Raw genomic sequence first — 20,672 nt, 5'->3', positions numbered from 1 at the left:
AAACCATCCGAAATCACTGTCGGTCAATAGTCGTTGAGGTTGGCGCGCGGCGTGGCGCGGCCCGCTGACCATGCGCCGACCGGGTCCCCGCCGCCCCCGTCAGAGCCGCGCCGCCTTCAGCCCCATGTGGAGCAGCAGCCGGTCCTCCCCCTCGTCCAGATCGAGGCCCGTGAGCTGTTCCACGCGGGCCAGGCGGTAGTAGAGGGTCTGGCGGTGGATGCCGAGGGCCGCGGCCGTGCGGCCGGCCTGGCCGGCGCAGTCGAGGAACGCCTCGGCGGTGCGGGCCAGTTCGGCGTGGGCCGCGGCCAGCAGGGGGCGTACGGAGGGGTCCGCGGCGGCCTCCGGGGGCAGCGCGGCCAGCGCGCGGTACGGGCCGATGTCCGCCCACTCCGCGACCGGGCCCAGCCGGGGCTCCGCCGCCGCGGCGCGCGCCGCGGACAGCGCCTCCACCCAGGCGGCCGACAGCTCGGCGAGGCCGCGGCGCGGCGCGGCGAGCCCGGCCGTCGCGGACACGGGCGCGACGCCCGCCGCCGGCGGGCCGCCCGCGCGCGGTGAGCGCAGCAGCCGGTCGGCGGCCGTCCGCGCCGGCGCCGGGGTGGTCAGGGCCCGCAGCCTGATCAGCGCGGCCAGGGCAGGCGAGCCGTCCGGCAGGCTGTCCGGCACCGCGCACAGCGCCGCCACGCCCGACTGCGCCGCCAGCGCCGAACCGCCGCCCTCGGCCTCCTCGCCCTCGGCGTCGCCCGCCGCCCGCCACGGCGTCACGGCCGCCAGGGCCAGCGGCCCGTCGCCCGAAGGGCCGAGCGCCTCCCGCAGCGCGGCCCGCGCCGCGTCCCGCCCCGCCGGCCGGCCGATCAGCAGTTCCCTCAGGAGCTCGCCCAGCTCGGCCTCCGCGCGGGCCTCGGCGGCCAGCAGCGCCCCGATCCGGGCGGCGGTCTCCATCGCCTGCGCGAGCCGCGGGTCGGCCGGCGGGCCGCTCAGGTCCAGGCCCGCCAGGTGCTCGTCGTCCAGCAGCCACACATAGCCGTGGACCACACCGCGATGGCGTACGGGCAGGCAGATGCGGCCCTTGAACACCCCGGCCGCCGGGTCCGGCGGGATCCGCAGCGGCGCCTGCGCCCGCGCGATGCCGAACGCCTCGAACCACGCCCGTACGGCCGCCGTCGAGCGCCGCTGGAGGATCGAGCGGGTGCGCACCGGGTCCATCGTCAGCTCGAGGTCGTCGTCGCCGCCGTGCGCGCCGAAGGCGATCAGGACGAAGTCACGGTCCTCCAGCGTCGCGGGCGCGCCGAGCGCCGCCGAGATGTCGTCCACGAGCTGCTGATAGTCGCCCCGCATACGAGCCCCCGCTCCTTTCCCCAGATGTTCCCTATGCCGGTTCTCTTATTGTCATACATCTGTCTGAGATCCCGGCCACGGATGCGTGACAGCTGTCGATGGTGGCGCGGTGGTGCGAACTCTACGTTTTACGTTGAGTTACTTATGCCGTCTCCCCAGGTGGGGGCGGCCGTCATCGTGGAGGTGCCCGTGCTGGGTCCCGTGATTCTCGCTGCGTCGCGCAGCGACAAGATGCGCCGCTTCGTGTCGGCAGCCCCGGGCACCAAGCAGGTCGTCGACCGGTTCATCGCCGGCGAGACCGTCGACCAGGTCGTCCCGATCGTCCGGGACGCCGCGGACAAGGGCCTCGAGGTCACCCTGGACGTCGTGGGCGAGGACATCACCACCGTCGAGCAGTCGTACGCCGCGCGCGACGCCTACCTGGAGCTGGTCGGCCGGCTGAAGGAGCTCGGCCTCGGCACCCGCGCCGAGATGTCCGTCAAGCTCTCCATGTTCGGCCAGGCGCTGGAGGGCGGCCACGAGCTGGCGCTCGCCAACGTCCGCCCGGTCGTCGAGGCCGCCGCCGCCATCGGCACCACGGTCACCCTGGACGCCGAGGACCACACCACCCTCGACTCCATGTTCGCCATCCACGAGGAACTGCGGAAGGACTTCCCGGAGACCGGTTGCGTCATCCAGGCCTACCTCTTCCGCACCGAGGACGACGCCCGCCGCCTGGCCGCCGCCGGCAGCCGGGTGCGTATCGTGAAGGGTGCGTACAAGGAGCCGGCCTCCGTCGCCTACCAGGACAAGGCCGAGGTCGACAAGGCGTTCGTCCGCATCGTCAAGATCCTGATGGCGGGCGAGGGCTACCCGATGATCGGGTCGCACGACCCGCGCCTGATCACCATCAGCCAGGAGCTGGCCCGCCAGGCGGGGCGCAAACTGGACGAGTACGAATTCCAGATGCTGTACGGCATCCGCAGCGACGAGCACGTCCGCCTGGCCGCCGAGGGCCACCGGATGCGCGTCTACACGGCGTACGGCACCGACTGGTACGGATACTTCATGCGCCGTCTCGCCGAGAAGCCGGCGAACCTGCTGTTCTTCGGCCGCTCCATCCTCACCAAGGGCTGAGTCCCACCCCACCCCCCCCGCATAGCCCCCAAGGAGACACGGAACTCATGGACGCAGTGACCCAGGTCCCCGCCCCGGTCAACGAGCCGGTGCACAGCTACGCGCCCGGCAGCCCGGAGCGCGCCCGCCTCGAGGCCAAGCTCAAGGAGCTGGCCGGCAACCCCATCGACCTCCCGATGACCATCAACGGTGAGAAGCGCATGGGCGGCGGCGAGCCGTTCGACGTCGTGCAGCCGCACAACCACTCGGCCCGGATCGGCACCTTCCGCAACGCCACCACCCAGGACGCCCAGGACGCGGTCGACGCCGCCCTGGCCGCCGCCCCGGCCTGGCGCGCGATGTCCTTCGACGACCGCGCCGCGATCATCCTGCGCGCCGCCGAGCTGCTGGCGGGCCCCTGGCGCGAGACGCTGGCCGCCTCCACCATGCTGGGCCAGTCGAAGACCGCCCAGCAGGCCGAGATCGACACCCCGTGCGAGCTCGTCGACTTCTGGCGCTTCAACGTGCACTTCGCGCGCCAGATCCTCGCCGAGCAGCCGGTCGCCAACTCCGCCGGTGTGTGGAACCGCAGCGACCACCGCCCGCTCGAGGGCTTCGTCTACGCGATCACGCCGTTCAACTTCACCGCGATCGCCGGCAACCTGCCGACCGCCCCCGCCCTCATGGGCAACGTGGTCGTGTGGAAGCCGTCCCCGACCCAGACCCACTCCGCCGTGCTCCTGATGGAGCTCCTGGAGGAGGCGGGCCTGCCCAAGGGCGTCATCAACCTGGTGACGGGCGACGGCATCGCCGTCTCCGAGGTGGCCCTGAACCACCCCGAGCTGGCCGGCATCCACTTCACCGGCTCGACCAAGACCTTCCAGTACCTCTGGAAGACGGTCGGCAACAACATCGAGAAGTACAAGTCCTACCCGCGCCTGGTCGGCGAGACCGGTGGCAAGGACTTCGTCGTCGCCCACCCGAGCGCCGACCGCGAGATCCTCAAGACCGCCCTGACCCGCGGTTCCTTCGAGTTCCAGGGCCAGAAGTGTTCGGCCTCCTCCCGCGCCTACGTCCCGCGCTCCCTGTGGGAGAACGGCTTCAAGGAGGAGTTCGCGGCCGAGGTCGACGGCATCACCATGGGTGACGTCACCGACCTGGGTCACTTCATCGGCGCCGTCATCGACGAGCGCGCCTTCGCCAAGAACAAGGCCGCGATCGACCGCGCCAAGTCCGACCCGACCTGCACCATCGTGGCCGGCGGCACCTACGACGACTCGGTCGGCTACTTCGTCCGCCCGACGGTCATCGAGTGCACCGACCCGGCGAACGAGGTCTTCACGACCGAGTACTTCGGCCCGATCCTGGCCGTGCACGTCTACGAGGACGCCGACTTCGACGCGATGCTCGCCCAGATGGAGTCCGTCTCGGCGTACGCGCTGACCGGCTCGATCATCGCCCAGGACCGCTACGCCGCGGCCGACGCGATGGAGAAGCTCCGCTTCGCCGCGGGCAACTTCTACATCAACGACAAGTCGACCGGCGCCGTCGTCGGCCAGCAGCCCTTCGGCGGCGGCCGCGCCTCCGGCACCAACGACAAGGCCGGTGCCGCGTCCAACCTGATGCGCTGGACCTCGACCCGCTCCATCAAGGAGACCCTGGTCCCGCCGACCGACTACCGCTACCCGCACATGGGCTGATCCCGGCCCTTTGCTGAGCCCCGCCCCCGTCCGGCCCCCCAGCCGGACGGGGGCGGTGTCGTATGCCGGGCCCTTCCCGGGGGCCCGGCACAGGTCTCACAGATCGCTCTTACAGACCGTTCTTACAGGCCGTTCTTACAGACCGCCGCAGTAGGGCGGGATGATGTTCGAGTGGGCCACCCAGCCGGTGGTGCCCTTGGGCAGCCCGCCCCGGCTCTTGGCCTTGAGGACGACGCGGTCCCAGCCGCCCGACTTGCCGGTGATCCGGATCGGGTCCTTGAAGTAGAGCTGGCCCTTGACGGCGCCGGACGAGCTCGCCTTGGCGCGCAGCCGGGTGCCGTCGGTGTAGATCATCGCGTTGTCCTCGTTGCAGACCTTGGCGGCGGCCTGGGCCGGGGCGGCGATGACAGCGGTGCCGCCGATGAGCGCGGCCGTGGTGAGCGTGAGGGATACGAGGGATATTCGGCGCACGGAAGCGTCCTCCGGTGTTCGGGTCAAGCGGGCTTTCGGACAAGATCGCGGCGTTGCCGCGGCGATCACCATAGGCGGCGGGGCATGGAGTTCTTGTGGAGACGTTGTCACGCCCCTGTCACGACTCTCCGGCGTGTCAGCGCCGGGGCCCGTGCGCGCGGACGTCGCGGAAGTCGCGTCAGGCGTCCTCACAGGGTCACCACCATCGCGAGCAGCAGCGCCACCAGCAGCGAGTCGATCCGGTCGAGGAGGCCGCCGAAGCCCGGCAGCCGGGTGCCCGCGCCCTTGACGCCGGCCTCGCGCTTGATCATGGATCCGAGGAGGCCGCCGAAGACGCAGCCGGCCAGCACCGCCGCCCACAGGGTGACCGTGAAGGCCCCGGCCACCTCCAGACCCGCGGCCACGCCGATGCCCGCGCCGAACACCCCCGCCCAGGTCCTGTCCGGGGAGAGCGGGGACAGCGGCCGGGCGAGCCCGCCGCCCATCCGGGTCAGCAGCGCGCCCCCGCACCAGGCACCGATGTCGCCGAAGGCGACGGCCACGCCGAGGGCGACCACCGTCTTGTCCAGCACCACGAGCCCGGTCAGCGCGACCGGGATCCACAGCAGTCCGAAGACCGTCCGCGCCGCCCGCTCACCGCCCCGGGCGGTGTCACCGGACAGCAGCGCGGGCAGCGCCCCCGCGACGAGCAGCAGGGCCACGAGACGCAGGTCGAAGGCGCGCGGTGTCGCGTACGTCAGGATGCCCAGCATCGGGACGAGCACGGCCGCGCAGCCCAGCACCACTCGCTCGCCCCGGCCCAGACGGACCATCCGCGCGTACTCGGCGACCGCGACCAGGCCCAGGACCACGGCCAGCAGCGCCCCGCCGAACGGGCCCATGCACAGCGCGCCGAGGAACAAGGGCGCCGCCAGGGCCCAGGTGCACCAGCGGCGGCGCAGCTCACGGCGCGTCCCCACGCGCGCGGGGAGGGCCGCCACGGCCACCCCGCCCACGACGAGCGCCGCCGCGACGACGGGGACGACACGGGTGAGGACGTCCTCGTTGGCTATGTACGTGCTCACTGGCCCTCACCCAGCTCGCGCCACAGCCACCCCGGCCGGAACAGCGCCGTCAGCGCCGAGCCCACCGCGACCACGACGAGCACCGGTACGGCCCGGCCCGTCGCCGCCGCCACGACCGCAGGCAGCCACAGCGGCGCGAGGCCGGCGAAGGCGAGGCGCGCGGCGAGGAGTGACACGACGGGGGCGGCTGCCAGGGGCGCCGGCAGCAGTGCGAGCGCCGCCCCCGCGCCGGCCGCGCTGAGCACGCCGGCGGCGATCGGGGTGTCCGGTGGCACCCCGCGCCGGGCGAGCGCGGCGCGCGGCCCGCCGAGGCGGGCCGCGTACCAGGGCTTGAGTGCGTACAGGCCGTTCATGGGCCTACTGTCGCCCACCGGTCCGCGGGCCGGATCGGCGCGGGTACTCAGCACCGCTACTCGGCACCGCTACTCGGATCGATCATGCGCGCGCTGAGCAGGCGGCCGTCCCGGGGCGCTCCGTACCGCCCGTTCGGAGGCGGCGGTAGCCCGGACGGCCGAGCCTCCGTCTCAGATAGTAGGAAGACCGAGTAATTGTGCAGACAGCTCGCGCGGGCTGTCCTAGCGTGGAAGAAGCCGAACGTTGCGCTCCATCGAGCGATCAGCGGTTGTGGCCCCGTGCGCGAGCGCAGGTGATCCCTGCGGCGCCCCGGCCCCCGCGTCCCTTCCGGCTCTCCGGCCCACCACGCCCCGGCCCCGGCGCTCCCACCTTCCGCCGCCGCCGGGAACGGCGGGCCGGAGACAGGCAGCCACACCCGACGCCGCGCGCCTCGTAAGCGCGCTCCCACGCAGAGGAGACGTGACCCCATGGCCGACACCACCGCCCGCAGGACCCGCCGCTCCGTACGCCGCGCCGACAGCACCCAGCGCGCGGCCGACCGCGTGAACGCCGCCGCCGCGCTCCAGCGGGCGCTGGACCGCCGCGACAACGGCGGCGTCACCGGTCACTGAACGCCGCCGGCCCCGAGAGGGGCCCGGGCGCCGGCGGGCCCGCGTGTCGTCCGGCCGGGTTCAGCGCCCCGGCCGGACGACGTCGAAGTGGTCGATCCGCTCGCCGTTCTCCGCCAGGGCCGTCACCCGCAGCCGCGGCCGCCCGCCCGGTACGGCCGGTTCCACGTCGACGGCGAGGAAGGAGTAGCCGGTGTAGCGCACCCGCGACCACTCCACCGTCTCCGGTCGCTTCACCCCGCCCTTGCCCCAGGAGTAACTGGCGACGCCGTCCAGGTCCTTGACGTGGCCCTCGTAGCTGTCCGGCGCCGGGAAGTCGTACAGCGACTTCCCGGCGCCCCCGGCGGTGACGTACACGATGCCGTCGCGCGGGGATTCGACGGTCGCCCCGATGGGCACCGGCTTCGTGACCCGCCCGCCCCGGATCGCGTCGGTCCGTTCGTAGACGTGGTTGTGGCCGTTGATGACGAGATCGACCTGGTGCTTCTCGAACAGCGGCAGCCATTCCTCGCGCACGGCGCCGTCCGAGGCGTGCGCCTTCGTCGTGGAGAAGGCGCAGTGGTGGAAGAAGACCACGAGGAAGTCGAGGTCCCGGCGCCCGCGCAGCTCGCCGAGGCGCCGGTCGAGCCAGCGGGTCTGCCGGCCGCCGGTGTAGCCGGTGTTGGCCGTGATCTCGTACGAGATGTCGTTGGCGTCGAGCGCGACGACACCGGTGTTGCCGTAGGCGAAGGAGTAGACGCCGGGCGCGGTCCGCGGGTCGACGCCGTTGTCCGGCAGCGTCCAGCGGGCGCTCTGCCCGCCGTAGCCGTTGGGGGAGTACCACGCCTCCATGTCGTGGTTGCCCGTGGTCACCATCCAGGGCACGGACCCGGCCACCGACTCGGTCTGGGCGAGGAACTGGTCCCACACCCGCGCGTCGTAGACGTCCGTCGGCTTCCCGGCGCCGCTGTCGTCGGCGTAGCAGATGTCGCCGGCGTGCAGGTGGAAGGCCGGGTCCCGGCCCAGGATCAGCTGGTCGTTGGCGAGCGCGTGATAGCTGACGCCCTGGTCGCCGAAGGCGGTGAAGGTGAACCTCTCGGCGTGCGCCGGGGCGGTGCGGAAGGTGCCGATCGTCCGGAAGTGGCGCGGGTCGGCCGGGTCGTGGCCTTCGTGGCCGACGCCGTAGTAGTACGTCCGGCCGGGGCGGAGGCCGTCCAGGGCCGCGTGCAGATAGAACTGGTCGACGGCGGGCAGCTTCCCGGACAGGGACGGGGTGTGCAGGTTCCGGACCTCGGCCTCGATCCGCCGCCCGAGGTCCCAGGGCTCGGCCCCCACCCGGACGAACGGCTTCCGGACGGCGGACGGCACCTGCCAGGAGATCCGCATCCGGGTCCGCGGGTCGGAGCCGAAGGCGAGGTGCCGGCCGAAGGGCGCGACGTGCCGGCCGTCCACCAGGCCGGTGGCGGGTGTGGTCAGCAGGCCGGGAGAGGCGAGCGCGCGGGCGGCGGGCCGCCGGGCGTACGCACCGGGGGCGCCGCCGATCAGGCCCGTGCCCGCGACGGCGCCGGCCGCCGCGGCCCCGGCGCGGAGCGCGCCCCGCCGGGTCAGCCGCGTACGGAGGTACTCGTGTTGTTCCGGCATGGTCATACGGCTCGCGAGGTGCTCCGGGATGCCTACCCGTGGTGTGTCCATGCGGCCGAACGTGCCAGGAACCGACGGCTCCGGTATGGACTTCGGGTGAATACGGCCTTTCCGGATCGCGATACGTCCGCATGGTGGACGGTGTGTGTCAACCAGCGGGACGGGGGAGTACGGTCCGCGTATGTCTCGCAGCATTCGCCTCGCAGTGATCCCCGGTGACGGTATCGGCCCGGAGGTCGTGGCCCAGGGCCTCAAGGTCCTCTCGGCCGCCCTCCCTTCGGACGTCAAGCTGGAGACCCGGGAGTACGACCTCGGCGCCCGCCGCTGGCACGCCACCGGGGAGACCCTGCCGGACGCCGAGCTCGCGTCCCTCAAGGACCACGACGCGATCCTGCTCGGCGCGATCGGCGACCCCTCCGTGCCCTCCGGCGTCCTGGAGCGCGGGCTGCTGCTCAAGCTGCGCTTCGCCTTCGACCACTATGTGAACCTGCGCCCCTCACGGCTCTTCCCCGGCACGGCCACCCCGCTCGCCGGCCGCCCCGAGATCGACTTCGTCGTCGTCCGGGAGGGCACCGAGGGCCCGTACGTCGGCAACGGCGGCAGCCTGCGCACCGGCACCCCCGCCGAGGTCGCCACCGAGGTCAGCCTCAACACCGCGTACGGCGTGGAGCGCGTGGTGCGCGACGCCTACGAGCGCGCCCAGGCCCGGCCGCGCAAGAAGCTGACCCTCGTCCACAAGAACAACGTCCTCGTCCACGCGGGCCACCTGTGGAAGAACATCTTCGACCGCGTCGGCCGTGAGTACCCCGAGGTCACCACCGACTACCTGCACGTCGACGCCGCGACGATCTTCTTCGTCACCCGGCCCGAGCGCTTCGACGTGATCGTCACCGACAACCTCTTCGGCGACATCCTCACCGACCTCGCGGCCGCCGTCACCGGCGGCATCGGCCTCGCCGCCTCCGGCAACATCAACCCGGCCGGCACCTACCCCTCGATGTTCGAGCCGGTGCACGGCTCCGCGCCGGACATCGCGGGCACCGGCAAGGCCGACCCGACGGCCACCGTCCTCTCCGTGGCACTGCTGCTCCGCCACCTCGGCCACGCGCCGGAGGCGGCCCGTATCGAGGCCGCCGTCGAGGCGGACCTGGCCGCCCGCGACGGCTCCCCGAGGACGACCGAGCAGGTCGGGGACGCCCTGGCGGCGCGAGTAACGGGCTGACCCGGCCGCTGTGCTACCGCGCGGCCGGGTGCGACCATCGACCCTGGGCCGCGCACACGTTTCCGTACCCGGCCCCACGCGAGCGATAATCGAACGTGGGGCCGCGGCATGAGAGGAAGCTCGGACGTCCTGGAGCCACCTGGACGGAGTGAGCGCGGTCCGCCACACACAAATGTGAAGGACACGCATCCATGACGACGCCCACGATCGAGCTCAAGCCCTCCGCGCACCCGCTGTCCGACGCAGAGCGCGAGCGGATCCTCGCCAACCCCGGTTTCGGCCGCCACTTCACCGACCACATGGTCACCATCAAGTGGACCGAGGGCCGCGGCTGGCACGACGCCCAGCTCGTTCCGTACGCGCCCCTGTCGCTCGACCCGGCGAACATGACCCTGCACTACGCGCAGGAGATCTTCGAGGGCCTGAAGGCGTACCGCGGCCCCGACGGCTCGGTCGCCACCTTCCGCCCCGAGGCCAACGCCGAGCGCTTCCGGAAGTCCGCCCGCCGCCTGGCCATGCCCGAGCTGCCGGTCGAGACCTTCATCGCGGCGTGCGACGCGCTCGTCCAGCAGGACAAGGCGTGGGTGCCGGCGCACGGCGGCGAGGCGTCCCTTTACCTGCGTCCCTTCATGATCGCCACGGAGGTCGGCCTCGGCGTCAAGCCGGCCAACGAATACCTCTTCATCGTGATCGCCTCGCCCGCCGGCGCCTACTTCCCCGGCGGCGTGAAGCCGGTCTCCGTCTGGCTGTCGGAGAACTACGTCCGCGCCGTCCCCGGCGGCATGGGCTTCGCCAAGACCGGCGGCAATTACGCGGCCTCCCTGCTGGCCCAGGCCGAGGCGGCCGAGAAGGGCTGCGACCAGGTCGTCTGGCTCGACGCCCTGGAGCACAAGTGGGTCGAGGAAATGGGCGGCATGAACCTGTACTTCGTGTACGGGTCCGCGTCCAATGAGAAGCCTGTGATCGTCACCCCCGAGCTCACCGGCTCCCTCCTCGCCGGCATCACCCGTGACTCGCTGCTCACCGTCGCCAAGGACCTCGGCTTCGAGTCCGCCGAGGGCCGTATCTCCACCGAGGACTGGAAGCGCGACACCGAGAACGGCACCCTCACCGAGGTCTTCGCCTGCGGCACGGCCGCGGTCATCACCCCGGTCGGCTCGGTCAAGTCGGCGGGCGCCGACTGGACGCAGGGCGACGGGACGCCGGGCGAGGTCACGATGAAGCTCCGCAAGGCGCTCCTCGACATCCAGACCGGTGCCGCCGAGGACACCCACGGCTGGATGCACCGCCTGGGCTGAGGCCGCGACCACAACGCACGCAAGTACGCGTGATCGTTGCCGGCCGGACCCTTGTCCGAACCCGGACTGTTCCGTCACCGTGATCGCTCATGGGACAGCACTGGAAGAAGATCTGGGTCGGCTCGGCCGGCAACATGGTCGAGTGGTTCGACTGGTTCGTCTACGCCAGTTTCGCCACCTATTTCGCAGGGTCCTTCTTCCCCGAGGGCAATGACACCGCCAAGCTCATGAACACCGCCGGGATCTTCGCCGTCGGTTTCTTCATGCGGCCGGTCGGCGGCTGGCTGCTGGGCCGGGTCGGCGACCGGCGCGGCCGGAAGGCCGCGCTCACGCTGACCGTCACCCTGATGTCCGCGTCCGCCGTGCTGATCGCCGTCGCCCCCACCTACGCGGTCGCGGGCTACGGCGGCGTCGCCGTCCTGCTCGTCGCCCGGCTGCTCCAGGGCCTCTCCGTCGGCGGCGAGTACGCGGCCAGCGCCACGTACCTCACCGAGGCGTCCGCGCCCGGCCGGCGCGGCTTCGCCTCCAGCTTCCAGTACGTGTCCATGACCGCGGGCCAGATCCTCGGCCTGGGCATCCAGATCATCCTCCAGCGCACGCTCACCAGCGGCGAACTGCACAGCTGGGGCTGGCGCATCCCCTTCGTCGTGGGGGCGCTCGGCGCGGCCGTCATCTTCTACCTACGGCGCAACATGCTGGAGACGGAGGTGTACGACGCGGCCGACGACACCCCGGAGCGGGAACGCGGCACGATGCGGGCGCTGCTGCGGCACAAGCGCGAGGCGTTCCTGGTGATCGCGCTGACCATGGGCGGCACCCTCGCGTACTACACGTACACCACCTATCTGACGAAGTACCTCTCCAACAGCGTCGGCCTGCCCAAGCAGACCGCCACCCTCGTCAGCTTCTGCGCGCTGCTGGTCTTCGCCTGCCTCCAGCCGCTGGCCGGCGCGCTGTCGGACCGGATCGGCCGCCGGCCGCTGCTGATCACCTTCGCGGTGGGCGCCACCTTCCTGACCGTGCCGATCATGTCGCTGCTCAAGCACGCCGGGTCCTTCTGGCCGGCGCTGGGCCTGTCCCTGGTCGCGCTGGTCGTCATCACGGGCTACACGTCGATCAACGCGTGTGTGAAGGCCGAGCTGTTCCCGACGGGCGTACGGTCGCTGGGCGTCGCCCTGCCGTACGCGATCGCCAACGCGCTCTTCGGCGGGACGGCGGAGTACGTGGCGCTGTGGTTCAAGAACAGCGGTATCGAGTCGGGCTTCTCCTGGTACGTGGCGGGTTGTGCGGCGGTGTCCCTGGTCGTCTATCTGACGATGCGGGAGACGCGCGACATCGACCTGAAGCGGGTGGGGGAGGAGGGGGAGCGGGGAGGACCGGCGGGCCGGCCGGACCAAGGGGGTCAGCCGGACCAGGCGGCGGACCAGGCGGGCCAGGCGGCGGACCAGGCGGGCCAGGCGGCGGACCAGGCGGGTCAGGCCGCGCGTCCGGCCTGACCGGTCATCCGGCTCACCGGATGCTCAGGGCATCGGTGACCGCATGGTGAGACCAATCCCCACAAACCCGGGAACCCTGCCAGGATGGCCACCATGCTCTCGTTCGCCATGATTATTGGCAGCAGGCGCGCCGGTCCGCAGTGATCGCCTCGTACCACCCGTACGTCGCGGCCACCGTCGTCCCAGACCCGCGCGCAGACCTCTCGCACCCGCGAGGGGTCTTTTCGTTTCCCGGCCCACCTTCAGCCGGGGCGGAGCGCACGCGGGACCATCAGGGGATGGTGGAGCCGGTCATTCCGGTAGACCGAGATCCCGACAGGAGTCAGAGCAGCATGACGGACGCAACCGACGACAGCCTTCGGCCCGACGGCCCGCATGACGGCCTCCATGACGGCCTCCATGTGGACGACAGCTTCCACGTGTTCGACACGACGCTGCGCGACGGCGCGCAGCGCGAGGGCATCAACCTGACCGTCGCGGACAAGCTGACCATCGCCCGGCACCTGGACGACTTCGGCGTCGGCTTCATCGAGGGGGGCTGGCCCGGCGCCAACCCCCGTGACACCGAGTTCTTCCAGCGCGCCGCCGAGGAGATCGACTTCCGGCACGCACAACTCGTGGCGTTCGGCGCCACCCGTAAGGCGGGCGTACGCGCCGAGGACGATCCGCAGGTCGCCGCCCTGCTCGACTCCGGGGCCCCGGTGATCACCCTGGTCGCCAAGTCCCACGACCGGCACGTCGAACTCGCCCTGCGCACCACCCTGGACGAGAACCTCGCGATGGTCCGGGACACCGTCGCGTACCTGCGGGGGCGTGGCCGCCGCGTCTTCGTCGACTGCGAGCACTTCTTCGACGGCTACCGCGCCAACCCCGACTACGCGCTGAGCGTCGTCCGCGCCGCGCACGAGGCCGGCGCCGACGTCGTCGTCCTCTGCGACACCAACGGCGGGATGCTTCCGGCCCAGGTGGAGGCCGTGGTCCGGGCGGTGCTCGACGGCACCGGCGCCCGGCTGGGCATCCACGCGCAGGACGACACGGGCTGCGCGGTGGCCAACACCCTGGCCGCCGTGGACGGCGGCGCCACCCACGTCCAGTGCACGGCCAACGGTTACGGCGAGCGGGTCGGCAACGCCAACCTCTTCCCGGTGGTCGCCGCGCTGGAGCTGAAGTACGGCCGTACGGTGCTGCCCGCGGGCGCGCTCACGGAGATGACCCGGATCTCGCACGCGATCGCCGAGGTCGTCAACCTCACGCCCTCCACTCATCAGCCGTACGTGGGGGTCTCCGCCTTCGCGCACAAAGCCGGACTGCACGCCTCCGCGATCAAGGTCGATCCGGACCTCTACCAGCACATCGACCCCGAGCGGGTCGGCAACACCATGCGGATGCTCGTCTCGGACATGGCGGGCCGCGCGTCCATCGAACTCAAGGGCAAGGAACTGGGCGTCGAGCTCGGCGACGACCGCGCCCTGGTCGGCCGGGTCGTCGAGCGGGTCAAGGAGCGCGAGCTCGCGGGCTACACATACGAGGCGGCGGACGCCTCCTTCGAACTGCTCCTGCGCCAGGAGGTCGAGGGCGGGGCCCGCCGCTACTACCGGGTGGAGTCCTGGCGGGCGATCGCCGAGGACCGCCCGGACGGTACGCACGCCAACGAGGCGACGGTGAAGCTCTGGGCCAAGGGCGAGCGCATCGTCGCCACGGCGGAGGGGAACGGTCCGGTCGACGCGCTGGACCGTGCGCTGCGGGTGGCGCTGGAGCGCATCTATCCGCAGCTGGCCGAGCTGGAACTGGTCGACTACAAGGTCCGCATCCTGGAAGGCAGGCTGGGCACCGGCTCGATCACGAGGGTCCTGGTGTCGACGAGCGACGGACGGAGTGAGTGGTCGACGGTGGGCGTGGCGGAGAACGTCATCGCGGCGTCGTGGCAGGCGCTGGACGACGCGTACGCGTACGGGCTGCGGCGGGCGGGGGTGGAGCCGCAGGAGTGAGGACTGACAGCCCGTCCGGGGGCACCTCCCAGCGGTAGCTGGGGGAGTTTGCGGTCCGGGGGGTCCGGGGGGTCCGGGGGGCGGACCCCCCCCGCCACGCGGTGGAGCCGCACATCGGATGCGGCGGGAAGGGGCGGGGCTGGGGAAATCCGCCGGAGGCCACGTCAGAGCCCCCGCACACCCAGCCCGTCCCCGAGCAGCTCGTACGCCCGGTCCGCATCCATGTGCGCGTCCCCCAGGACCGCCGCCGCGGAAGCCCCGTCGGCCAACCGCTCCCAGTTCCCCCGCGCCAGCACCTGATGCACCGTGATGATCTGCGCCGCTCCCAGCCGCGCCGTCATCCCGTCCGCGCCCGCCTCCCCCAGGGCCGCCGCCAGCTCCCGCTCGTCCTCCAGCGCGTAGAGCGTCAGCCGCGCCAGCAGGCCGGGCGTGCCGTACAGCAGATCCCGGTAGGCCAGCACGGCGGGGACGTCGCACAGCCCCGTGATCGGGTCGTGCGCGTCGAGCCGCTCGTGGAAGTGGGCGCGCAGGGCCGCCAGGGGCCGCTCGCCGGGGGCCCGGCCGCGCACGACGCGCGCCGCCTCGCCCTGGTGGTCGGCGATGCCGTGCAGGACCAGGTCCTCCTTGGCGGGGAAATAGCGGAAGAGCGTCGGCTTCGACACCTCCGCCGCGGCCGCGACCTCGGCGACCGACACCTGATCGAAGCCGCGCTCCAGGAAGAGCTCGATGGCGGTCTTCGACAACAGCTCCCGGGTGCGCTGCTTCTTGCGCTCCCGCAGTCCCGTCTCCTCGTTCACGCCCTCACCCTATCAGGTGGACGTTACTCAGAATCTTTTGTTACTCGGTTGCGTTTTCTGTTCCGCCGGTCTTTCATGGAGGAACCGAACGACGGAGGGAAACCGCATGACCACCTCAGTGCTGATCGTGGGCGCCGGACCGACCGGGCTCACCCTCGGATGCGTTCTCGCGCGGGCCGGAGTGCCGGTCCGGATCATCGACAAGTCCCCGGAGTTCCACCGGACCTCGCGGGGCAAGGGGCTCAATCAGCGCAGCCGGGAGCTGCTGGAGGACCTGGGCGTCGCGGAGGAGGCCGCGGAGTCGGGGATCGAGCACATCGCGCTGCGCAAATACCGTGACGGCGCGGCGGTCGCCGACCATGTGGCGTTCGGGGACCGCGTCCCCACGCCCGACGCTCCGTACGCGAGCGGGCTGATCATCCCGCAGTGGCGCACCGAGGAGATCCTCCGCGGCCGGCTCGCCTCGTACGGCGTGGAGGTCGAGCTGGGCCGTGAGATGACGGGGTTCACCCAGGACGAGCGGGGGGTGACGGTCACGCTGGCCGACGGGGGGCGCGTCGAGGCCGGTTATCTCGTCGGCTGCGACGGCGGCCACAGCCCGGTGCGCAAGGCGCTCGGGGTCGGCTTCGAAGGGGCGACCGAGGCCGAGGAGTGCATGGTCATCGGGGATGTGGAGGTCGACGGCCTCGACCCGGAGTTCTGGCACCAGTGGTTCGACGAGGACGGCGCCGTGATGCTCTGCCCCTTCCGGGGCAGCCGGCACTGGCAATTGCAGGGCGCGGTCGAGCGGGACGCCGCCGGCCACCTGGTCGAGCCCTCGCTCGCGGCCTTCCAGCGGCTCTTCGACCGGCATGTGCGGATGCCCGGGCTGCGGCCCACCAATCCGACCTGGCTGTCGAGCTACCGCATCAACGTCCGGATGGCCGACCGGTTCCGCGTGGGCCGGGTCTTCCTCGCCGGTGACGCGGCGCACGTCCATTCGATAGCCGGCGGTCTGGGGATGAACACCGGGATCCAGGACGCCTTCAACCTGGGCTGGAAGCTCGCGCTCGTCGCGCGCGGCGTGGCGGGCCCCGGCCTGCTGGCCACCTATGAGGAGGAGCGGCTGCCGGTCGCCGCGTGGACGCTGAAGCTGACCGACGAGCGGCTGCGGGCGGTGCGCGAGGGCGTCATGACGGCGGGTGTCGGCACGGAGGCGGTCGTCACCGACGACATCACCACGCTGGGCGTCGGCTACGGCTGGTCCTCACTGGCCTGGGGCGGGGGGACGTCGGGTGAGCGGGCGCCGGACGCCCCGTGCGTCGAGGCGGGGACCGGGCGGCCGGTCCGGCTCTTCGAGGTCTTCGCGGGCCCGCACTTCACCCTGCTGGGCTTCGGGGCCGACAGCGCGGCAGCCCTGGCGGAGGTGTCGCGAGCGTGCGGAGATCTGGTGCGCACCTGCCTCGTCGACGGGCGCGGGGGAGCGGCGGACATCGCCGGAGCGCGGGGGGTGGCCGCGTGGTCGGCGGGAGGGGCCGGTCATGTGGAGCTGGTGGACGCCGGGGGGCACGCCCGCAGGGCGTACGGAGGGGAGGCCGGGGTCGGTGGCTTCGCGCCCGGGCTCGTGCTGATACGGCCGGACAACCACATCGCGATGAGCGCGGCGGCGGACCGAGGCGCCGAGGTCGTCGACCGTCTGAGGCGCCTCGGTCGCTGACACCGCACGGGGGTCAGGCCTGGGGAGCGGACTTGACGGCGGAGATGTCGAAGGTGAGCTTCACCTTGTCGCTCACCATCACGCCACCGGTCTCCAGGGCCGCGTTCCAGGTCAGGCCCCAGTCGGAGCGCAGGATCTCGGCGCCGCCCTCGAAGCCGACGCGCTCGTTGCCGTAGACGTCGGTGGCCGAGCCGTTGAACTCCAGGTCGATGGAGAGCGGGCGGGTGACGTCCTTGATGGTGAGGTCGCCGGTGAGGCGGTAGCGGTCCCCGCCGAGCTGCTCGGCGGCGGTGGAGCGGAAGGTCATCAGGGGGAAGCGGCCGGCGTCGAAGAAGTCCTCGCCGCGCAGGTGGGCGTCGCGGTCCTTGATGCCGGTGTCCACGCTCTCGATCCTGACGTCCAGCGAGGCGGTGGAGCGGGAGGGGGCGGAACCGTCGAGGTGGAGGCTGCCCTCGTGCTCGGCGAAGGAGCCCTTGACGTTGGTGACCATGGCGTGGCGGACGGTGAAGCCGATGCTGCTGTGCGCCGGGTCGATGGTGTAGTCGCCGGTCAGGGCGGCCAGCGCCGGGTCGACGGGGGTGGCCGTGCCGGCCGGGGCGGCGGTGGAGGGGGTCGCCGTGCGCTTGCGGGTGAAGAGGCCCATGACTGCTCCTTTAGGGAAACGGTGTCGTTGAATGTTCAACGAGAATGACGGTAGCGCGATCTGGTTAAAGTTTCAACATCTGAGGGTCCCCGCCCCTTCCCGCTGCCTCCGACGTGCCGGACCCCGGTCCTCAATCGCCGGACGGGCTGATTTTCAGCCCGTCCGGCGATTGAGGACACCGCGCGGAGCGCGGAACGGGTTCGGGGGCCTGCCCCCGCCACGCGGCGGAGCCGCACGTCGGATGCGGCGGGGAGGGGCGGGTAGGGGAAGAACGCCGCCCCCTACCCCGCGGATCGCGACACACACGTCACGACCATTGCGGCCGTGCCACCACCGTGCCACCGTGCCTTCCGCAACCGGTTCCCCGCGCTCGCGCCCCGTACGCCGTCGCACCTCCGCCCACCAGGGAAGGCTTCGCCGTGCCGTCTGCCCCGGCCTGGACCCGCCGTGGATTTCTCGCCGCTTCCTCCGCCTCCGCCGCCGGCCCGCTCGGCCTGGCCCGTGCCCGGCCCGCGCGCGCCGTCACCCCGGACGACTTCGCCGCACTCCGCCGGCGGTGGCGCGCGCTCATGCTCGGGGACGGCTTCGACGGCTCGGCCGAGCCCTACGCCTCGGTGCTGCGCCGCACCGGCGACCTCGCCCGCGCCCACCGCGCGGCCATGAGCCCCGGGCCCGCCTCCCTCTGGCCCGACGCCCCCTTCGACCCGCCCTCCGGGATCACCCGCAGCTACTCCCGGCTGCACACCATGGCCCAGGCGTACGTCCAACCCGGCACCGGCCTCACCGGGGACGGCGGACTCGCCGCGGACGTCCTCGCCGGACTCGACCACCTCCACCGGCGCGTCTACCACCCCGGCACCACCCGCTACGGCAATTGGTGGGAGTGGCAGATCGGCAGCCCCCGGCTGCTCCTGGACACCCTGACCCTGCTCCACGACGCGGCCGGCCCCGGCCGCCGGTCCGACTTCCTCGCCGCCGTCGGCCACTTCGTGCCCGACACCGTCCTCGCCGACTACACCGGCACGAGCACCGGCGCCAACCGCGTCGACCTCTGCCGCGTCGTCGCCTTGCGCGGCATCCTCGGCGCCGACCCCGCCAGGACGGCCCTCGCCCGTGACGCCCTGTCACCCGTCTTCCCCCATGTGACGAAGGGCGACGGCCTCTACGCCGACGGCTCGTTCGTCCAGCACACCTGGGTCGCCTACTCCGGCACGTACGGCCAGGTGCTGCTCGACGGGCTCGGGCGGCTCTTCGCCCTGCTGCGCGACTCCCCCTGGGAGGTCACCGACCCCGCCCGGCAGGTGATCCTCGACAGCGTCGAGCACGCCTACGCGCCCCTGATCCACGACGGCCTGATGATGGACAGCGTCTCCGGGCGCGCCGTCAGCCGCGGTGTGCAGAGCGCCGATCCGCGCCGGCTCGCGCAGAGCGACCACCAGCGGGGGCGCGCCGTCATCGCCGCCGTCGCCCTGCTCGGCGACAGCGCGAGCGCCGCCGAGCGGGCCCGCTGGCACGGCATGATCAGGGGCTGGGCCGCGCGCGACACCACCTGCTCCCTGCGCGCCGACCCGCAGTTCGGCACCGCCGAACTCGCACGCCTCGCCGCGGTCCTCGACGCCCCGGGCCCCGCCACGCCCGAACCCACGGGCCACCGCCTGTTCGCCGCCATGGACCGCGCCGTGCACCGCCGCCCCGGCTGGACCGCGTCGATCGCCATGGCCTCCGACCGCATCACCTACTACGAGAACGGCAACGGCGAGAACCCGCGCGGCTGGCACACCGGCGCCGGCATGCTCAGCTGGTGGGGACCGCCGGCCACCACGGACCAGTACGGCGACGCCTTCTGGCCCACCGTCGACCCCTACCGGATGCCCGGGACCACCGTCTCCGCCAAGCGGCTCGCCGACGACGAAGGCGGCGGCTGGGGCGTACCCAAACCCGACGCGCGCTGGGTCGGCGGGGTCACCGACGGCGAGTTCGCGGTCGTCGGACAGCACCTCAAAGGGCTGTCCTCCACGCTGGAGGCCCGCAAGTCCTGGTTCTGCGCGGCCGATACGGTCATCTGCCTGGGTGCGGGCATCACCGCCCGCGACGGCACCCCCGTCGAGACGGTCGTGGACAACCGCAACCTCGGTGAGCGCGGGGCGCCCCTGCTCACCGTGGACGGGGAGGCCCAGCCGCGTGACACCGGCTGGTCGCGCTCCTTCCCCCGCGCCCACTGGGCCCACCTCGAAGGACACGGCGGCTATGTCTTCCCCGGCGGCGCGCCCCTGGAGGCCCTGCGCGAGGCCCGCACCGGAGCGTGGCGGGACATCAACACCGGCGGCGCCCCCGATCCGCTCACCCGCCGCTACCTCACCCTCCGGCACCCGCACGGCACCGACCCGGTCGACGCCTCGTACGCCTACCTTCTGATGCCCGGCGCCGGACCGCGCGCCCTCGCGGCCCGCGCCGCGGACCCGCGCTGGCTCACGGTCCTCGCCAACACCCGGGACCGGCAGGCCGTCGCCCTGCCCTCGCTCGGCCTCACCGCCGCCGCCTTCTGGGCACCCGGCGCGGTGGGGGCGCTCGCCGTGACCGCCCCGGCCGCCGTGCTCGTCCGGACGCGCGGTCGCACGGCCACCCTCAGCCTGAGCGAGCCCCCGCGCACCGGCGTACCCCTGGACGTCGTCTGGTCCCGGCCCGTGCGCCGGGTGACCGCACAAGACCCCTCGGTGCGGGTGCTGTCCACAGGCTCCGCCCTGCGGCTGCGGGTCACCCCCGGCACGGCGTGCGCGACGCATCGCTGCACGGTATCCCTGGGAGACCGGGGGTGACGGCCGCGGAGCCGCCGGGCGCGCGCGGGGGCGTCAAGCTGCGCAGCCTACGGCTCCTACTGAAGAGTTTTGTGGGGTGTGGACAGCGACCACCCCCGATCGGGGGTGGCCCACTGGGAAGCGCCTGTGTACTTCTGTTCCGCCTGCCCACCAAATCGCACATGACGTTGTATGGAACCGACATGAGGTTCGGGCGCCCCGGCCACGTACCGTCTATGCATGAGCAATCTCGAAGGTGCGCCCGTAGAGGCGAGTGACGTCCGTGGGCGCGTCGCCGAGCTGCACGCCATCCGCGAGCAGGTCCGGCGAGGTCCGAGCGAGCGGGCGACCCAGGCCCAGAAGGCCAAGGGGAAGCTGACCGCCCGGGAGCGGATCGACCTGCTCCTGGACGAGGGTTCCTTCTCCGAGGTGGAGCCGCTCCGCCGGCACCGTGCCACGGGGTTCGGCCTGGAGAGCAAGAAGCCCTACA

General features: G+C 72.4%; 17 protein-coding genes. 10 read left to right on the top strand and 7 right to left on the bottom strand.

Annotated elements, in window-relative coordinates; translation table 11 throughout:
* Positions 1–99 precede the first annotated feature (99 nt).
* Complete coding sequence (locus LUZ64_RS21630) at positions 100–1,335, bottom strand: helix-turn-helix domain-containing protein (RefSeq protein ID WP_232389963.1); 1,236 nt, start codon at positions 1,333–1,335, stop codon at positions 100–102.
* 189 nt (positions 1,336–1,524) lie between these two features.
* Here LUZ64_RS21630 and LUZ64_RS21625 point away from each other — a divergent pair, with 189 nt between their 5' ends.
* Together LUZ64_RS21625 and pruA are read left to right on the top strand one after the other, a co-directional pair.
* Positions 1,525–2,451: a proline dehydrogenase family protein gene (locus LUZ64_RS21625; RefSeq protein ID WP_095583728.1), complete on the top strand. Its 927-nt coding sequence runs from the start codon at positions 1,525–1,527 to the stop codon at positions 2,449–2,451.
* A 47-nt stretch (positions 2,452–2,498) separates the two neighbouring features.
* Positions 2,499–4,130, top strand: coding sequence for an L-glutamate gamma-semialdehyde dehydrogenase (gene pruA / locus LUZ64_RS21620; protein WP_095583725.1), 1,632 nt, complete (start codon positions 2,499–2,501; stop codon positions 4,128–4,130).
* A gap of 135 nt (positions 4,131–4,265) precedes the next feature.
* Here the strand turns inward: pruA and LUZ64_RS21615 are convergent, their stop codons facing one another.
* The 3 genes from LUZ64_RS21615 to LUZ64_RS21605 all read right to left on the bottom strand — a co-directional run bounded on the left by LUZ64_RS21615 (position 4,266) and on the right by LUZ64_RS21605 (position 6,018).
* A complete protein-coding gene (locus LUZ64_RS21615; RefSeq protein ID WP_170116887.1) occupies positions 4,266–4,601 on the bottom strand; it encodes an SH3 domain-containing protein in 336 nt (111 codons plus the stop codon).
* 188 nt (positions 4,602–4,789) lie between these two features.
* Positions 4,790–5,665, bottom strand: a complete 876-nt coding sequence (locus tag LUZ64_RS21610) for a phosphatidate cytidylyltransferase (protein ID WP_095583724.1) — start codon at positions 5,663–5,665, stop codon at positions 4,790–4,792.
* Positions 5,662–6,018 (bottom strand): hypothetical protein, encoded by a 357-nt coding sequence (locus LUZ64_RS21605; RefSeq protein ID WP_095583723.1) that lies wholly within the window; start codon positions 6,016–6,018, stop codon positions 5,662–5,664. The genes LUZ64_RS21610 and LUZ64_RS21605 overlap by 4 nt, the downstream gene beginning before the upstream one ends.
* A 468-nt stretch (positions 6,019–6,486) precedes the next feature.
* Here LUZ64_RS21605 and LUZ64_RS21600 point away from each other — a divergent pair, with 468 nt between their 5' ends.
* Positions 6,487–6,630: a hypothetical protein gene (locus LUZ64_RS21600; RefSeq protein WP_095583722.1), complete on the top strand. Its 144-nt coding sequence runs from the start codon at positions 6,487–6,489 to the stop codon at positions 6,628–6,630.
* Between the two features lie 60 nt (positions 6,631–6,690).
* On the opposite strand, the gene LUZ64_RS21595 is transcribed toward LUZ64_RS21600, so the two are convergent.
* Positions 6,691–8,298 carry a purple acid phosphatase family protein gene (locus tag LUZ64_RS21595; protein ID WP_095583721.1) on the bottom strand — a complete coding sequence of 536 codons (1,608 nt, stop codon included), beginning with the start codon at positions 8,296–8,298 and terminating at the stop codon, positions 6,691–6,693.
* Positions 8,299–8,428: 130 nt separating this feature from the next.
* Here LUZ64_RS21595 and LUZ64_RS21590 point away from each other — a divergent pair, with 130 nt between their 5' ends.
* From LUZ64_RS21590 to cimA, 4 genes are all read left to right on the top strand, one after another.
* A complete protein-coding gene (locus LUZ64_RS21590; RefSeq protein ID WP_095583720.1) occupies positions 8,429–9,469 on the top strand; it encodes a 3-isopropylmalate dehydrogenase in 1,041 nt (346 codons plus the stop codon).
* A gap of 191 nt (positions 9,470–9,660) precedes the next feature.
* On the top strand, positions 9,661–10,767 hold the full coding sequence (locus LUZ64_RS21585; RefSeq protein WP_095583719.1) for a branched-chain amino acid aminotransferase: 1,107 nt from the start codon (positions 9,661–9,663) through the stop codon (positions 10,765–10,767).
* Between the two features lie 89 nt (positions 10,768–10,856).
* The gene (locus tag LUZ64_RS21580) at positions 10,857–12,263 is read left to right on the top strand and encodes an MFS transporter (RefSeq protein WP_232389964.1); all 1,407 of its coding nucleotides are present in this window, start codon (positions 10,857–10,859) and stop codon (positions 12,261–12,263) included.
* A 332-nt stretch (positions 12,264–12,595) separates the two neighbouring features.
* A complete protein-coding gene (gene cimA, locus LUZ64_RS21575; protein WP_232389965.1) occupies positions 12,596–14,251 on the top strand; it encodes a citramalate synthase in 1,656 nt (551 codons plus the stop codon).
* A gap of 164 nt (positions 14,252–14,415) precedes the next feature.
* Here the strand turns inward: cimA and LUZ64_RS21570 are convergent, their stop codons facing one another.
* Positions 14,416–15,048, bottom strand: a complete 633-nt coding sequence (locus tag LUZ64_RS21570; RefSeq protein ID WP_095582309.1) for a TetR/AcrR family transcriptional regulator — start codon at positions 15,046–15,048, stop codon at positions 14,416–14,418.
* A gap of 106 nt (positions 15,049–15,154) precedes the next feature.
* Between LUZ64_RS21570 and LUZ64_RS21565 the strand changes: the two genes are divergently transcribed.
* A complete protein-coding gene (locus LUZ64_RS21565; RefSeq protein ID WP_095582308.1) occupies positions 15,155–16,744 on the top strand; it encodes an FAD-dependent monooxygenase in 1,590 nt (529 codons plus the stop codon).
* A 13-nt stretch (positions 16,745–16,757) separates the two neighbouring features.
* Here the strand turns inward: LUZ64_RS21565 and LUZ64_RS21560 are convergent, their stop codons facing one another.
* Entirely contained in the window at positions 16,758–17,387 is a 630-nt protein-coding gene (locus LUZ64_RS21560; RefSeq protein ID WP_095582307.1) for a YceI family protein, read from the bottom strand.
* A gap of 419 nt (positions 17,388–17,806) precedes the next feature.
* Here LUZ64_RS21560 and LUZ64_RS21555 point away from each other — a divergent pair, with 419 nt between their 5' ends.
* Together LUZ64_RS21555 and LUZ64_RS21550 are read left to right on the top strand one after the other, a co-directional pair.
* Positions 17,807–20,203: a polysaccharide lyase 8 family protein gene (locus tag LUZ64_RS21555; protein WP_095582306.1), complete on the top strand. Its 2,397-nt coding sequence runs from the start codon at positions 17,807–17,809 to the stop codon at positions 20,201–20,203.
* A 219-nt stretch (positions 20,204–20,422) separates the two neighbouring features.
* The coding region (locus tag LUZ64_RS21550) for a carboxyl transferase domain-containing protein (protein ID WP_276522587.1) at positions 20,423–20,672 on the top strand (250 nt) is incomplete at its 3' end.

Origin of the sequence: Streptomyces albireticuli, assembly GCF_021228125.1 — a bacterium.
GTDB lineage: Bacteria > Actinomycetota > Actinomycetes > Streptomycetales > Streptomycetaceae > Streptomyces > Streptomyces albireticuli.
Note: the sequence above shows the minus strand (reverse complement) of the source record. Positions and strands in the feature narration are given on the sequence as shown.